This is a genomic window from Exiguobacterium sp. J17977 (assembly GCF_018616375.1).
Taxonomy (GTDB): domain Bacteria; phylum Bacillota; class Bacilli; order Exiguobacteriales; family Exiguobacteriaceae; genus Exiguobacterium; species Exiguobacterium mexicanum.
Genome location: NZ_JAEQBB010000008.1, coordinates 64492 through 79055 on the forward strand (window position 1 = coordinate 64492; position 14564 = coordinate 79055).

Sequence of the window (14564 nt, forward strand, 5' to 3'; positions counted from 1 at the left end):
CGTCATCCTTTCAATACGAGAATCCCAACAATCATCATGACGACCCCGAGCAGTTGCGTCCGGTTCAAGTCACGGCGCAACATCCCGAAACAGCCGCGCCAGTCGATGACGAGCGCGAGGGTAAGCTGGGCAATCAAGAACAACGAAATGGTGAGGGTGACACCGAGCTCATGCACGGCCGTCATATTGCTGAACAAGATGAACGCAGCGAACGCGCCCCCTGACAGATAGAGCGGCTCGACACGGCGCATGTGAACGTACGTCCGGTCGCGAACGAGAAGCATGATCATAAGTGCGACGAGAAAACCCGTCAGTTGCGTCAACGTCGCAGCCTGCCACGTCCCGATACTCGAACTGATGCGAGCGTTAGCGACGCTCTGTAGCGTCAAAAAGAAGCCGCCACTGATGGCGAATAGTACTCCTCGCATGATGTCTCTCCTTCCTTATGACAAACGAATCAGCATGATCCCGATGACCATGACGAGTAAACTGACGAGTTGTATCCCAGTGACTGGGTTCTTGGCGGCCCCGAACCAACCGAAACGGTCGATGAGCAGGCTCCCGCACAGCAAGCCGACAATGACGATGACGACGGCGATGCCGGTCCCGACCATCGGCACAATCAACACGTTCCCACCGATGAACAGCGCCCCGATGATCCCACCGAGCCAAATCCACCACGGCTGACCACGTAACCCGTGCCATTCGACGCTCGGCCGCAAGACGAGCAAGATGAGCAGTAACGTGACCGTCCCGACAACGAACGAAACGAGGGCCCCTTTCAAAGCTGATTCGAGCACCGTGCCCAAATAGCCGTTGATGGCCGTCTGTGTCGCGCTCATCATCCCGGTCCCGATTCCGACGAGGCGCCAGGCGTTCAAATTGCTGGTTCCGGTCTGCGACGAGGCGACCAGTTTGCCGCGACGACGATTAATCCAGTCCGTGAGTGCGACCGTCCCGACGACGCCGAGCAACACGAGCAAAGCCCCGAATACACGCCACGGTGTGAGGACGTTGACGGTTGAATTGAACCAACCGAAGTGGTCAATCAAGAGTCCCATCAAAATCTGTCCGAAGATTGGCATGATGACGGTCTGGACACTACCGAGTCTTGGGAACAACAAGATGTTCCCCGTTAAAAAGATGACCCCTAACAAACCACCCGACCACATCCAAAGCGGTTCTCCTTGGAAAACGGATGATTCAATCCCGAACGACTGCCCGGTGAGCAGTAACGTAAGTGTTAAAAAAGTCGTCCCGATGGCGAACGACAGGAACGACGCGACAAATGGTGACCCGACGATGGTGCGCAGACGTGAGTTCACGCTCGTCTGCATCGGTAACAAAATCCCGATAACGAGTCCAATTACAATGGCTAACATAGTCTCTTCCTCGATTCTCTCTATATACTGTGTACGTGTTAAGCTTACTCCTCGAGCGCTCGAGCATAAAGGACCGATGTCCTGAAATGTGAAAAAAGACGAGTTCCGACTATCAGGAACTCGTCTTTTGATGTGTACGGCGCTCAGTTTTCGCTTCGTCGAACATCCGATTCGTGACGTGATGTTGATCAAATGTCAGAACGATTCGGTTGACCATGTATGGGAACAGCATACCGCCGATCACGCCACCCGACAAGATGGTCACTAGTGTCCAAATGTTAACGACGCCAGTATGATAACAAGCTAGCGCACAGAGAACGATGAGAAATGCGAACCACTGCACGACATAATCCGCATACACCCAGCGCCGATAGCGAGGATCTGGATTAAATGTCAGCAATAGTTTTGTCTTCCTCCATTCGACGCATAGTTGCGGCAAGTACAGCGCGAACACGATCAACGGTAAGTAAATCGATGTCTGATAAGAGATGAACGCGACGACGATGAGGTTGAAGAAGAGGCCCCAATAGCGCCAGTGCCACGTCGCATCGTCGTGTGCGAGCAATAAATCGATCCGTTCTTGTTTCGTCAACATCTTCATAGCAATCCACTCGCCGTTGCCAATTCAGAGCGGACCGGTTGGGCTGCATCTGCGCTTTGGACAGTTTCATTGAAGCGTTTATACAGAAGGGATAGCAGGACGGCAATCCCAATGACGAGAACCCATGTCCACCAAGGGGCCACCAGTTTATAACTCGCCACGCTACCGACGATGAAGACGTACCACCCGCCTAAAATCCGGTAGACGTTTTGCGTCGCCACTCGTGCGCCGTTTTCATCTGATAGACGAGCGAACGCCTCCCCTTCTTTCAGCAAATACACGATTGAACCGCTGGCGAACAAACCCATCAACCCTAAGCCAACCCACCAAATGTGATCCGCGAGCAACATGACAAACAATAGTCCAGGGACAGGGGCGAACAGCATGTCTCGTCGCCGCTTCCTTTGCTCACGATATCGGTTCATTTCGTCAATCCGTTGTTGTTTCGTCATACTGATTCATTCCTTTTCTACTCATTCATTCCGTTGAGGCAACGCTTCAATCCGGGCTTCTCTGTTCAACTAAATACCTACTCAGTCCTTGACGTTACTAAGTTTGATGTCGCGACGGATTGGGTGTTCCGGGTCTTCACGCGTTAATCGATTGTCGAGATTTCGTTGAATACGGTGAATTGCGAGAACGAAGCCGATTACTAAGACAGGTAAAAGCCACGTCACCCCGAGTCGTCCAGTCAAAAGGTACGTGAAAACAATGAGTAGGATCACTACAAAATCGTACACGTATTGCTTCGTGATGATTTGTTTCGCCTCGTTCTTGCTCGTCAAACTCTTCACGAAGCGGCTTTCATAACTAAGCACGGTGCCAATCAATACGAGACTGCTAGCAGCGCCCACGATGTACCAGTCGTTTCTTTGAATCGAAAACACACAAAGCAGCATTACGATCAACAAGAAACTGCGAGCCCAAGCCAACTGTTGATTCTTTTTATACATGACGTTGATGCGTTCTTGTTTGGTCATTCAGTTCCACTCCTTAAAAACTTTCTCGTTTGACGTCTCGACGTGTCGGTTGCTCAGGATCAATCAGCTTTACTTTCTCATCAAGCAGGCGTTCGACAATTACAAGCGCTAACGCCGCAAGGGAGAAGATGAAAAATGGGACCCAACTGATGGTTTCGAGCTTCAAAAGCAACGGGAAAAACAAACAGCCGAAGACAACCATCATATAGTCGAACACATATTGAATGTGGATGACCCGCTTCGCTCGAATGTGGTCTGTGAAACTGCTCATGAATCGACTTTCCCGCATGATCATCACGCCGTACGCTAACAGCGACACGACCATCAAACTTCCGTATACGAGCGATCGTGTCTCGGTTTGTAGAAAGAAGAAGAGCAATACTCCAATCGGAATCGCAAAACCGAGCCTGACGAGAAGCCATCTCCGGTTTGCGGTAACCATTTGCTTCAAACGCTGATATTTATTCATAAGCTACTCCTTTAATTGTGATGGACTCACACTCTAACCTCGTGTCTGTTTTAATCTCACCACGTGAACCTTGTGCGTTGAATCTCGCGACGAGTCGGTTGTTCCGTATCCATCCAGCTCAACTGTTGATCGAGCTTATGCTGCGTAAACAAGATGAACACGCTACCACTGACGAATAGAACAAAGGGAATCAAGCTGGTCAGGATATTGAGTCGCATCATCATCGGAAAAATCACGGCCATCATGATGACGAACAAGTAGTCAAGCCGATATTGAATGCTGACAATTCGTTTTGCTTGTTCAGACTCTGTCAGACCTTTGACAAAGTCACTCTCTCTTATAAACAACCTACCTGCAGCTCCTGTGAAAGCCAAGATTGATCCACCGGCTAAATAGGGATTACCATCTGTTTGTAAAAAATAATAGATAAGAACCCCAGTCGGCAAAGCAAACATGAGCCGTAACAACATCCACTGTCCATTCATCCGTTTCACATTATGTAGTCGTTCTTGTTTACTCATCTCATTCACCTCTTAACTAACTATACGGTTTTCAGTGAAAAAAAGTTCCGTTTTTTTACAATTATTTTCTAGTAGTCTACTCGCTTGACGAACCCGTGACTTCGCTTTATAGTTTAGTTAACTTAACTATATTAAAAGGCAGAAAGACTGAGGTTTTCTTTATGAATTTGCTACAAAATCCACGCTTTGTATTCACGTGGCTATCCGGCATGACGCTCACGCTCGGCTTCTCGATTTTCTTCTTGAGCGTGTCATGGCTCACAATCGATGTGCTGAAGCAACCCGCTCTCCTCGGGATTATTATGACTGCCGTCTCGTTGCCGCGTGTCGTAATGATGGTGTTCGGCGGTGTGTTCGCCGACCGATTCCAAAAGAGTCGGCTCTTATTTTTGACGAACCTCGGGCAAGGTGTCCTTATGGTCGCGGTCGTGGCGCTCCATCTTGCGGACGCGTATTCGGTGTTCGCCTTGATTATGATTTCTATCGTGTTCGGACTACTCGACGGCATGTCTTATCCGGCGTTGTCTTCCTTGATCCCGTCGCTCGTCAAACAAGATGAGCTGCAACGTGCCAACTCACTTTTCCAAGGAACGCTTGAGCTCATGTTCGTGTTCGGACCGTTCCTCGCCGGAGCCTTACTCACATGGGGCGGCTTTGGGCTCAGCTTCGGGACGGCGGCCGTCTTGATTTTCATCGCCGCCATCTTGATTATGCCGCGCTTGATTCGTGACTCGATTCCCCTCGCCCGTGCCATGTCGCTCAGTCATGTCATTTTTGACTTGAAAGAGGGCATCCGTTACGTCTCGAGCACACCGATTTTACGGAGCGGAACGTTGTCGATTGCCATCGTCAACTTGTTCGTCATGGGACCGCTCATCATGAGCATCCCGATTCTCGTCGGTGAACGGGGCGGCAACGCGTTTGATTTAAGTTTGATTGAAGGTGGGCTTGCTGTCGGGACGTTCGCCGCAAGTTTTCTCGTCCTGTTGTTCCGCTCAGTCCATCGTGGACGCTTCGTCTTCCGCGTCCTGTTTTTGACGATTGGCGCCTTCTTCCTCTATACGCAGGCACAGTCGATCGCGCTCCTCGCCTTGGCTGCGGCCGCGAGCGGATTCATGTTGATGCTCGTCTATTTGCCGACGGTCACGCTCATGCAAGAACATAGCGACCACGACAAGATTGGACGCGTCATGAGCATCATGGCGCTCGCCGCATCCGGGCTAGAGCCGATTGCGTTCGCTGTCCTGTCGATTTTGGTCGCCCTGGCCGTACCGATTCAAACGTTGCTCATCTCGTTTGGTATAATCGGATTTATATTAAGTATCGTGTTATACGTGCGGAGTCAGACATTCCGTGACACGCGATGAAAGGAGAACGACGATTGAACGACACACGCAAACAGCAAGTCATCGAGATGTACCGTCAAATCGACGAGCTCGACTTGTTGTTCACCAAATACTTTACCGAGTTGAACGAATTCGAACTCAGTTACCAGCAAGAACAGATGTTACTCCTGTTCAAACGCCAAGACACGTGGACGACGACCGAGATTGCCACGAAGATGAATATCTCGAAGAGTGCGGTCAGCCAAGTGCTTAAAGTGCTCGAACAGCGTGAGTTCGTAAAAAAAGAGAAGAACCCGGACAACTTGCGTGAGAGCTTCATCCGGCTAGGGCCAATCGGTATGGAATATTCGAAACAAATCGATGGCATCGAGGAACGGCTCGCCGAAGAGATGTTTTCCGTGCTCGAAGATGACGAGATGACGATGATCAATCGTTCGCTCGCGCTGATGATCAAGAAGTTCAAATGAAAAATGCGTATCGTCCCTTGCTTGGGATGATACGCATTTTTAGTTAGAGTTGCTCGACGACACGTTCCGCTGCCCGGAGCGCGCCTTCGATATGACCGCCGAACAAGGAGTCCGTCTCCGTCCCGGCGAGTGAGAGCCTTCCTTCCCATACTGGGTCGAGCGCGATCGGCTGATAAACAGGGAAATCGGTTAACGGTTCCCCGTCTTGGACCGTGGCCGTATGCGGGTCGCTCGACCAATCGACGTATAAGACGTCTCGCGGCTGTCTCGCCTCTTCCCCGAATAGTCGCACGAGTTGATCGATGACGCGACGATTCAGTTCGTCTTGGTCGAATACCGAGCGTTCGGTAGCAGACAACCGGAAGAAGCCGAATAACGCCGCAAGTCCACCCGGCTGCGAAGCATCATGGATCTCCTGCAACACGCCGGCCCACCTCATCCCTTGACCGGATCGACCATTGTCTCGCCAAAACGGGCGGTCATACACGGCGAGTACTTTCGCCTGTCCAGCCATCCAGGTCGGAGTGTTTGCCAGCTTCGACTTCGTCGTTTCAGACAGTTCTGGTTGAAAGCTGATACGTGAGACGAGTCGTGGCGGGATGGCTAAGATGACGTGTTCGAACGCTGTTGTCTGTCCGCCTTCGAGCTCGACCAATATCTCGTCTTCCGCCTGTTGAATTGAGGTGACGGTCGACTCGAGTTGAATCGTTCCGGCAGGCAAGGTTGCCGCCAGCGCCGTTGTCAAACTGGCCATGCCCCCGACGAGTCGCATCGACGGGACGGTGTGGCCTGGCGGGAGTGTGTGGCGTTCGATGACACCGAACTGCCGCTCGAGCATCAAGTCCCCGGTTGTGTGTTGAGAGAATGTCGGGAGACCGAGTCGTTCGATAAGTTGCGTGATCGTCGTCTCTGTCTCTGGCCAATACCAGGTCGGGCCGAGGTCGAAACCGTCATGGCTCAACACCCGTCCCCCGATACGGTCACGCGCCTCGAAAACGGTGACGTCATAGCCTTTATCGATGAGGAGCGACGCGGCATATAGACCGCTCACGCCGGCCCCGATAATCGCAATTGATGGATTCATGAAAAAGCTCCTTCTTTGTATGTGGTGTTCCTATTATACTGAAAAAGACGAATATACATAATTTGGGCGCACCGCTTAGGAAAGGGCGTTACGATGTGAATCGATTTTTTTATTATTTCTATTTCCCGTTCATTTGGTTGATGCGCATATTGCATCGGTTCATCAAAACAGAAGTGATGATGACAGTTGCATTATTTGTCATGGTGACCCCAGTGACGGTCATGATATTAGCTGATGTAATTCCACTGCCATTTTACTTGAAAACATTTGTTTCGTACTATGTCCCACTAGGAATGTACACACCATTTCATTATTTTGACTCGGACGTCAGACGAAGGCGGACCAAGCCTGGATACGTTCCGCTCGATGAAACCAAATCGTATTTGAAATCGTAATATCTAAGAGCCACACAAGGAGGAAACCACATGGAGGAAGTATTGTTCTCATTGCTCGAGGGAGTTATGGCACTGCTCCCGTTGCTTATCATCATTTTGTTCATTGTGACAATCGTACGATTCATGAATCGTTATGAGCAACGCGCTAACGCACAAATCGAATTTGAGAAACTAACCGCCTTGCATCAACAAGAACAGATGAATGCGTTAATCGAACGACTGGATCGAATTGAAGAGACGTTAGAGACTCGCCCGTAAATCGAAAGGAGTGTTTGAATGGATTGGACCACGATCATGTTAACTGCCTCATTGATCTTGAACGCCTTCTTGCTCAATATCATTGCGCAACAAGCAAAGGATATGAGTGCATTGAAACGAAAACAACTCCATACCGAACCAATCGTTCAAGATGCTGAGTTTCATGCGTCGATTAAAGAAAAAATCGATACGATTGGCATGATCCCGACCGTTAAATTCTTGCGTGAGACTCATGGCATGTCCCTGCTTGAAGCAAAACGACTAGTCGATCGCATTACAGGTCGATCAACATCATAAAAAGGAGTAGCGCGCTACTCCTTTTTGACTGCCTTCATTTATTTTGACTGCCTTCATTTAGGAAAGGAATCCACTTTCCCGCGCTCATACACTTTATGCGTCACGTGTTCCGGGTCAATCTTCGCAAGTTTTTGATCAATCTTAGATGACATAATCCATCCAATCCCATAGAGGCCCGCTACGACAACACTCAAACCGAACTGTTCGGGGTTTAAGAGCGTTGTCAGCATCAACAGACAATAGAGTGCAACGAGGCCCATCGCCACCCAAAACTCAAGGCGAACTAGTCGCGTATATTCAGGGGACGAGTTGAATCGCAGTAACGTGCTCGTCCGTGCCCAAATCTTAACGAGAAAGATGGAGGGGACCAAAAGTACAAACCATATCAGTTCAGCGAGCTGCCGTTCCTCGCTCATCAATAAAATGAATCCAATGGCCGTGACCAATGAAAACAAAAGCGCCGCCTGTCGGGTCGACCGCTTTCCTGAGTGATAGAGTTGTTCGAACCGTTCACGTTGGGTCATATTCATATTCCTTTCTCACGATTGCATCGTTACTATTCAAATAGACTGTCATACAAAGAAAAGAGGGTATTCATGAATCCTGCACAAACCGAAGTCCTGGTCTATTTCCAACTGCTTGCCGATGATTTCTCAATTGAAGACGTTTCACACCGGCTTGGATTAACCCCTACCGAAACATTTGAACGAGGCGATAAGAGTACCTACTCGTCTCGTCCTCGTGAATATACCTCGTGGTCACTCGGTACGGGCTATCAGCCTTCATTTGATGTGAACGATCAGCTGCAACACATCATTGCGCAACTTCGTGGCAAAGAAACAATTTTAGATGACATTTATAACGCGTACGACGACATCCGAGCGAAATTTACCATTGTAATCGTGATGGAAAACGGTCAAACACCGTCGCTTGTGTTTGATTTGAAGACGATTCAATTCGTCGATCGGATTCGTGCCGAGTTTGACATTGATCTATATGCGAATCCGTATGAAGAGGACCATTCATGACTTAAATCCGAATCACTTCCGCCTTCACTCCACCGCTTTAAACGGAACCGGCGACGACAGATTGATGAGTGACGACGGCTGGCCGTATACCATCGATTCATCGATGAACGTCTCGAGCGACCGCACATTTTCCGTCACCACTTTGACCAAATAGCTGTACTGGCCGGCGAGACGATGGCATTCCATCACGCTAGGTTGTTGCCGGCAAAACTCTCGGAACGCCTCGCACCGTGTCGTGTCATACAAAATGAAGGCCGTCACATGCTTTCCTAACGTTTCAGGATTGATTACAGCACGATACGCTGTGATGACGCCACGTTCTTCAAGTCGCTTCAATCGTTCGTTCGCAGCAGGTGTCGATAAGCCAATCTGCTTCCCGAGCTCCGTGACAGAAATCCGCGCATTCTCCTGCATCAAGCTGACGATATGTCGATCAATTTCGTCCATTTCAGTCCCCACTTTCAAATCGTAAGTTGTATCTCCAAACTTCCGTTCATTTTAAAGAATCACACACCTAACTCCGTTGATATAGTATGTAATCAACTCTTCCTCCCCGCTACACTTAACTTAACGTTAAAGAGGGGGAAACAACCATGAATCAAAACACAGTCGTACCATTATTGATTATCGACGTCCAACAAGCGTTCCACGACCCGAGTTGGGGCAATAGGAACAATCCGATGTGTGAAGACAACATCGCACGACTCATCACCACTTGGGAAGAGGCCAATCAGCCAATCATCTACGTCCAACACGTCTCACAAGTGCCCGAGTCCTTATTTTATTTCAAAAAGGATGGCCATTTGTTCCAAGACTTCATTCGTCCACGCGAACAGGACACGATTCTCACGAAGCAGGTCAACAGCGCCTTCATCGGCACGAATCTGCAAGAGATTCTCGAAGCACATCAAGCTCAATCCATTATCGTCACGGGATTAATCACCAACCACTGTGTCGAGACGACCGCCCGCATGGCCGGGAATTTCGGATTCGGACCGATTGTCGTATCCGATGCGACGGCGACGTTCGACCGTCGTTCATTGAGCGGTTCATTGATTCCGGCGAATGTCATCCATGATGTGTCCCTCGCCAATTTGAACGAGGAGTTCGCGACCATCCAAACGACGGATGAGGTCATCACGATGATTCAGACGAAAGCAGTACAGGCCTAGTAACGGGCTGTACTGCTTTTCCATTTGTCATCTGACGCTCTATTCTTTACTCGTTACTGACACCTGCTTTAAAAACGGATCGACAACGAAGTATAAACCTGCGAGTAGCAATGTAATTGCACCAATGACGTAAAGGAATAGGTGCGATACAAAATCAGCTAACGTCCCACCAAGTAAATAACCAAAAGGTGCTAAAACACCTTGCACCGCATATATAACGGTGAGCGTTCTTCCAAGGTACGATGCTTCAATCTGACGTTGCAACAGTGTTTGAAATTGAATACCCATCATCCCAATTGCAATCCACGAAATAGCAAAAAAGAACAACACTAGTTTTAAATTCGTCGTCAACCAAATAGAAGAAATCAACCAAGTCATTCCTCCAACGCTCGTCGCTCCAATAAATATCAATCGCAATCGGTGTTCTCCTAACCTCATCGATATGGCACTACCAATCAGCGTCCCGATAGAGATAGCTGTTAACCAACTCCCGTACAAAAATTCAGTTGGCGCCAGAATCGGCAACAAACCTAATGAAATTGTGATGAGCAGATTCAGTAATGTGAAGACGAGAATAAAGCGTCGAAGAAATCCGAGATTCCAAAAATATCGAAATCCTTCTTTCAACTCTTGGTAATAACCAGATTGCCGATTCTCTTTATTTGATTCCCAAACAACCTCATCAATCCGCAACGCAAGTCCAATCCCTGCACATAACAGTAAATAGAGAAAAGCATTACTCGTGTATACAAGGCCGACACCGATAAACGTCAAGACAATCCCGGCCAATGCGTTACATACAACATCTAAACTGTGATACGTAAAGGCAAAAAGTGAGTTTACTTTTTGAAGATCCTTTTGCTTCACAAGAACCGGAACAAGTGCGTGCTCGGTCGGATAACTCAACTCGCTCGCTAAAGTCGCAATGAACAATAATGTAATGACTCCGCCGACTGTCAAATGATCAATCATATAAAGCGTCGCCAATAGCATCAATATGGTTGCTTGAACTCCCATCGAAATGAGAAGTAACACCTTTTTAGAATAACGATCAATCAACGGCCCATATAAAAATTGAAAAGCCACCGGTATCATGGCTACAAAGCCAACCAATCCAATCCAAAATGTCGAGTCCGTATTTTCTTTAACAAACCAAATTGAAGCTAAAAAGTAAAAGCTATCTGCAAAATTCGCTACAATTCGAACCACCAATAATACGTATATATTTCGATTCATTATTTCCGCTCCTTTTCCAATGAATTTTCGTAAAGAAATATTCATTGAGAAGAGGCGGTGGGCGAATGAGGGGTTATATGTCGTTTAAGTAATGATACATGTTAGTCTCCTTTCGTTTTTTGTAATCCAGCTAATAAAATACTTATGATTGCGGACTCGGATACTTCACCGCATTTTTCTCGAGCTTCTCTTCAATCGCTTGCGACACATCAATCCCTGCCGCATGGGCGAACGTGAGCGCGTAGATGAGAACATCCGCGAGCTCTTCTTTCATCTCGACATGTTTCGTCTCGAGCGCTTCTTCGCTTGATACCCATTGGAACAACTCCAACAGTTCGCTCGCCTCAAGCGATAACGACAACGCCAAGTCTTTCGGGTTATGGTGGAACGCCCAATCGCGCTCGTCTCGGAATTCGATTACTTTATCCATCAATCGTTGTACTTCGTTCATATCTGTACCTTCTCTCTTTGAATGTGTAATAGCTTGTCTCGTAATGCTTGATTGCTCGCATACAAATAAAGCCCTCGGACGCCTCGCTTCATCAACACATTGATGGAGTTCAATACAATCTGTTCTTTCGCCAACTCGACATCTTTGACGCCGTCAATTCCCGCATACGCACCAGTGTCTTTATAAAGATTCGTGTCGATCACCAAGCAATCCTTCGTCTCATCGTACGTTACTGAAGGACCTAACACGACACCGACGTAGTTCAAGTCAAAGCCTTGAATCGTGTAAATCGATCCGGCCTCGGCAATCGTCTCAGATTTTTCGGCCCACGTCGTCTTACCGCCCGTCGTATTCCACGGCATCTTGTACGACCCGTTCGACCCATAGACGTAATACGTTTCCCCATTTTTTTTATGAAGGTAATCGAACGTCGACACAACTCGACTGAGCCCATGTTTCTTGTCTTGTTCGATAATCATTAGGTGCATCTCTTCCAACGTTTCAAACACGCGTAAATCATAGTCTTTAGAAGCTGGGAATGCTTGTATCTGCTTAGCTTTGAAGGCGTTGATCCAATCGATGACATCCTCATCCGCCTGCATCCGAAACTGATTCGTCAGTTTATATGTTTTCAAACACTTCGCTTTTTCTTTAAACTCATCCAACTTGCTTTGATCCCACCGACTCTTCAGCTTTAACACTTGGTCTTGGTCAAAGATGACAATGACAACCTTGGCGATCTTCATCAATTCTTCGAGATGATTCTCTGCCCGGAAATTGTTGTATGCATCTGACTTCGTCAATAGAAGGTGCGCCTCGTCGACCAAGATGATATCGACTTTCCTATCTTTTAACTTGTTAAGGAGCGGCGTCGGTTTGACGAAGTTGACAGCCTTCAAGTGTTTGACTTGTTTGGCAATCCCTTTATACGTCTTCAGCATTTCCTCATGATTGACGACCAGATAGTTCTCCGTCTGATGCAGATTCGAACCCGCCTCGTTCGTCCGCGCTTGAATCGTATTGAAGATAGAACTGAGCACGACACTCTTGCCGACACCGGCCTCTCCTTCAATGACATACAAGTCTCCATATGTATCTTCGGGCTTGGACTTCGCAATCCTTGTCTCACAGAACTCAAGCACACGCTCTTTTAAATCCATCTGTTCAACGGATAGTTCTTTGAACGGCGACAATTTGAAGATGTCTTTGTTCTCGATGGCGTGCAGGTCGTTTTCGACGAGCCCATTCTTATGTAGCACACCCCATAACTCAGGAAACAGCTCATTGTCGTAGAACGATTTATTGTAATAGTTGTGTGTGAAGTCGCTTGCCGTCTTGCTTTTGTTTTGTAAGGTGTACTTCTCGTCCCCTAAAAAGTAGTTAATCAATTTCGTCTCAAGATGGAACGTCGCCGACCGATTGAACGTCTCATGCTTTACGAGATTGATTTGGTCCACATTCTTCCGGTCTGCTTGTTTCAGCTTCAGATGTTGTTTCATGCGCTTTTGAAAGTGTACCGTTTCCCCGATATATGCTTCCTTCTCTCCGTTCAAAATATAAATCACCGGATAGTTCAAGTAATCAGCTGCCCGATCAATCTCATCTATACTCGTTTTATCAAAATCTAACGGAATGACCTCAATCATCTTCACCGACACACCCTTATCTAATTTCAAATTATCTCCAGTTTAGCATAGCCTTATTCCAATTCGTTACTCAAGTCTTCTATGAATCAATGGTATAATCCCACTAAAAAGGGAGGGATTCGGTGCTTACGTTCAACAACGTCTCTGTTCGCCAACAAGACACGCTCATCCTTGAACATATCTCGTTCACCATCAATCCGGGTGAAGTCGCAGCCATCCACTGCGGTGTCACTTCCCGGGAAATATTGTTCGCATTATTGACGGACTCGCACGCGAACTACTCCGGGACCATCGATACACAAAATTACACGCTTTCGGTCTTCTCCATCCGTGACGGCTTATATGACCGCTTGACGGTAGAGGAATATTTGCGTTTCACGCATACGCTCTACGAATCGACGGAATCGCTGGATACAGTCCTGCAAACCGTTCAACTCACCCCATATCGGAACAAACGATTGAACCGACTCAGCTTGTCGCTCGTCCGGCGCGTCCAATACGCAGCGCTGTTGCTACATAATCGCGACATCTACGTCCTCGAAGAACCGGATCAAAACGTCGATCAAGAGACACGGCACTTGTTCGCGACCGTCTTGATGCAACTGAAGCAACAACAAAAAGCTATCCTGCTTCTGACGAGCAATATGGAGAGCGCCCTGTTCGTCACGTCGACCGTCTATCGCATCGACCACCGACACTTGCGCCTACTCGATGTGGAGCCCGATGAACCGGAGGCGAACGAAGACGTCACGCCAGAGGTGATGCACGTCCGCTTCGAGAAGATTCCGACGAAAGTGAACGAGAAAATCGTCTTGCTCGATCCGCCGGAAATCGACTACATCGAAAGCCAGGACGGACAATCCGTGTTGCACAGTCAGTCTGAACAATTCCCGAGCGTCTTCACGATGAACGAGCTCGAGACGCGTCTGACGCCGTACGGCTTTTTCCGCTGTCATCGATCGTACATCGTCAACCTTCAACGGGTGCGCGAAGTCATCACGTACACGAAGAACAGTTTCAGCCTCGTGCTCGATGATTCGGCGAAGACAACCATTCCACTCTCGAAGACAAAAATGGCCGAATTGAAGACGATGATTGGGCTAAAATAAGCTCCATTCACCGCCCGATTCGCTCCACTCAGTCCTCAAGAAGCGCCATTTATGGCCATTCTAATGCACCCGCCTCTTCCTCTCGATATGATGTAACCAGGAAATACGACATCAACAAGGAG

20 protein-coding genes are annotated in these 14564 nt (G+C 48.2%); 7 read left to right on the forward strand and 13 right to left on the reverse strand.

What is annotated here, in order from left to right:
- Positions 1-2: 2 nt before the first annotated feature.
- From KNO58_RS13395 to KNO58_RS13425, 7 genes are all read right to left on the reverse strand, one after another.
- Positions 3-428, reverse strand: a complete 426-nt coding sequence (locus tag KNO58_RS13395) for a DMT family transporter (protein ID WP_214754692.1) — start codon at positions 426-428, stop codon at positions 3-5.
- Positions 429-443: 15 nt separating this feature from the next.
- Positions 444-1382, reverse strand: coding sequence for a DMT family transporter (locus tag KNO58_RS13400; RefSeq protein ID WP_214754694.1), 939 nt, complete (start codon positions 1380-1382; stop codon positions 444-446).
- Positions 1383-1494: 112 nt separating this feature from the next.
- Positions 1495-1983, reverse strand: coding sequence for a hypothetical protein (locus KNO58_RS13405; protein WP_214754695.1), 489 nt, complete (start codon positions 1981-1983; stop codon positions 1495-1497).
- Positions 1980-2435 (reverse strand): hypothetical protein, encoded by a 456-nt coding sequence (locus KNO58_RS13410; protein WP_214754697.1) that lies wholly within the window; start codon positions 2433-2435, stop codon positions 1980-1982. Before KNO58_RS13410 ends, KNO58_RS13405 begins: the two co-directional genes overlap by 4 nt.
- A gap of 81 nt (positions 2436-2516) precedes the next feature.
- Entirely contained in the window at positions 2517-2963 is a 447-nt protein-coding gene (locus KNO58_RS13415; RefSeq protein ID WP_214754699.1) for a hypothetical protein, read from the reverse strand.
- A gap of 13 nt (positions 2964-2976) precedes the next feature.
- Positions 2977-3432 carry a hypothetical protein gene (locus KNO58_RS13420; RefSeq protein WP_214754701.1) on the reverse strand — a complete coding sequence of 152 codons (456 nt, stop codon included), beginning with the start codon at positions 3430-3432 and terminating at the stop codon, positions 2977-2979.
- A 56-nt stretch (positions 3433-3488) separates the two neighbouring features.
- On the reverse strand, positions 3489-3953 hold the full coding sequence (locus tag KNO58_RS13425; RefSeq protein WP_214754703.1) for a hypothetical protein: 465 nt from the start codon (positions 3951-3953) through the stop codon (positions 3489-3491).
- Between the two features lie 161 nt (positions 3954-4114).
- Between KNO58_RS13425 and KNO58_RS13430 the strand changes: the two genes are divergently transcribed.
- Together KNO58_RS13430 and KNO58_RS13435 are read left to right on the forward strand one after the other, a co-directional pair.
- Complete coding sequence (locus KNO58_RS13430; protein ID WP_214754705.1) at positions 4115-5320, forward strand: MFS transporter; 1206 nt, start codon at positions 4115-4117, stop codon at positions 5318-5320.
- A 14-nt stretch (positions 5321-5334) separates the two neighbouring features.
- The gene (locus KNO58_RS13435; protein WP_251026258.1) at positions 5335-5766 is read left to right on the forward strand and encodes a MarR family winged helix-turn-helix transcriptional regulator; all 432 of its coding nucleotides are present in this window, start codon (positions 5335-5337) and stop codon (positions 5764-5766) included.
- A gap of 43 nt (positions 5767-5809) precedes the next feature.
- Here the strand turns inward: KNO58_RS13435 and KNO58_RS13440 are convergent, their stop codons facing one another.
- Positions 5810-6850 carry a flavin monoamine oxidase family protein gene (locus tag KNO58_RS13440; protein WP_214754709.1) on the reverse strand — a complete coding sequence of 347 codons (1041 nt, stop codon included), beginning with the start codon at positions 6848-6850 and terminating at the stop codon, positions 5810-5812.
- 425 nt (positions 6851-7275) lie between these two features.
- Between KNO58_RS13440 and KNO58_RS13445 the strand changes: the two genes are divergently transcribed.
- The gene (locus KNO58_RS13445) at positions 7276-7503 is read left to right on the forward strand and encodes a hypothetical protein (RefSeq protein ID WP_058765610.1); all 228 of its coding nucleotides are present in this window, start codon (positions 7276-7278) and stop codon (positions 7501-7503) included.
- A gap of 18 nt (positions 7504-7521) precedes the next feature.
- Positions 7522-7800, forward strand: a complete 279-nt coding sequence (locus tag KNO58_RS13450; protein ID WP_214754711.1) for a hypothetical protein — start codon at positions 7522-7524, stop codon at positions 7798-7800.
- A gap of 53 nt (positions 7801-7853) precedes the next feature.
- Here KNO58_RS13450 and KNO58_RS13455 read toward each other — a convergent pair whose 3' ends face one another.
- Complete coding sequence (locus KNO58_RS13455) at positions 7854-8324, reverse strand: hypothetical protein (RefSeq protein ID WP_214754713.1); 471 nt, start codon at positions 8322-8324, stop codon at positions 7854-7856.
- Between the two features lie 72 nt (positions 8325-8396).
- On the opposite strand from KNO58_RS13455, the gene KNO58_RS13460 reads away from it, so the two are divergent.
- Positions 8397-8828, forward strand: a complete 432-nt coding sequence (locus KNO58_RS13460) for a DUF4279 domain-containing protein (protein WP_214754715.1) — start codon at positions 8397-8399, stop codon at positions 8826-8828.
- A gap of 24 nt (positions 8829-8852) precedes the next feature.
- On the opposite strand, the gene KNO58_RS13465 is transcribed toward KNO58_RS13460, so the two are convergent.
- Positions 8853-9275 carry an Lrp/AsnC family transcriptional regulator gene (locus KNO58_RS13465; RefSeq protein ID WP_214754717.1) on the reverse strand — a complete coding sequence of 141 codons (423 nt, stop codon included), beginning with the start codon at positions 9273-9275 and terminating at the stop codon, positions 8853-8855.
- Between the two features lie 146 nt (positions 9276-9421).
- Between KNO58_RS13465 and KNO58_RS13470 the strand changes: the two genes are divergently transcribed.
- On the forward strand, positions 9422-10000 hold the full coding sequence (locus tag KNO58_RS13470; protein WP_214754719.1) for a cysteine hydrolase family protein: 579 nt from the start codon (positions 9422-9424) through the stop codon (positions 9998-10000).
- Between the two features lie 39 nt (positions 10001-10039).
- Here KNO58_RS13470 and KNO58_RS13475 read toward each other — a convergent pair whose 3' ends face one another.
- The 3 genes from KNO58_RS13475 to KNO58_RS13485 form a co-directional block, all read right to left on the reverse strand.
- A complete protein-coding gene (locus KNO58_RS13475) occupies positions 10040-11236 on the reverse strand; it encodes an MFS transporter (protein ID WP_214754721.1) in 1197 nt (398 codons plus the stop codon).
- Positions 11237-11378: 142 nt separating this feature from the next.
- A complete protein-coding gene (locus KNO58_RS13480) occupies positions 11379-11687 on the reverse strand; it encodes a nucleotide pyrophosphohydrolase (RefSeq protein WP_214754722.1) in 309 nt (102 codons plus the stop codon).
- Positions 11684-13363: a DUF2075 domain-containing protein gene (locus KNO58_RS13485; RefSeq protein WP_251026259.1), complete on the reverse strand. Its 1680-nt coding sequence runs from the start codon at positions 13361-13363 to the stop codon at positions 11684-11686. The genes KNO58_RS13480 and KNO58_RS13485 overlap by 4 nt, the downstream gene beginning before the upstream one ends.
- 92 nt (positions 13364-13455) lie before the next feature.
- Here KNO58_RS13485 and KNO58_RS15480 point away from each other — a divergent pair, with 92 nt between their 5' ends.
- Positions 13456-14442, forward strand: a complete 987-nt coding sequence (locus tag KNO58_RS15480; protein WP_214754725.1) for a LytTR family transcriptional regulator DNA-binding domain-containing protein — start codon at positions 13456-13458, stop codon at positions 14440-14442.
- Positions 14443-14564 lie beyond the last annotated feature (122 nt).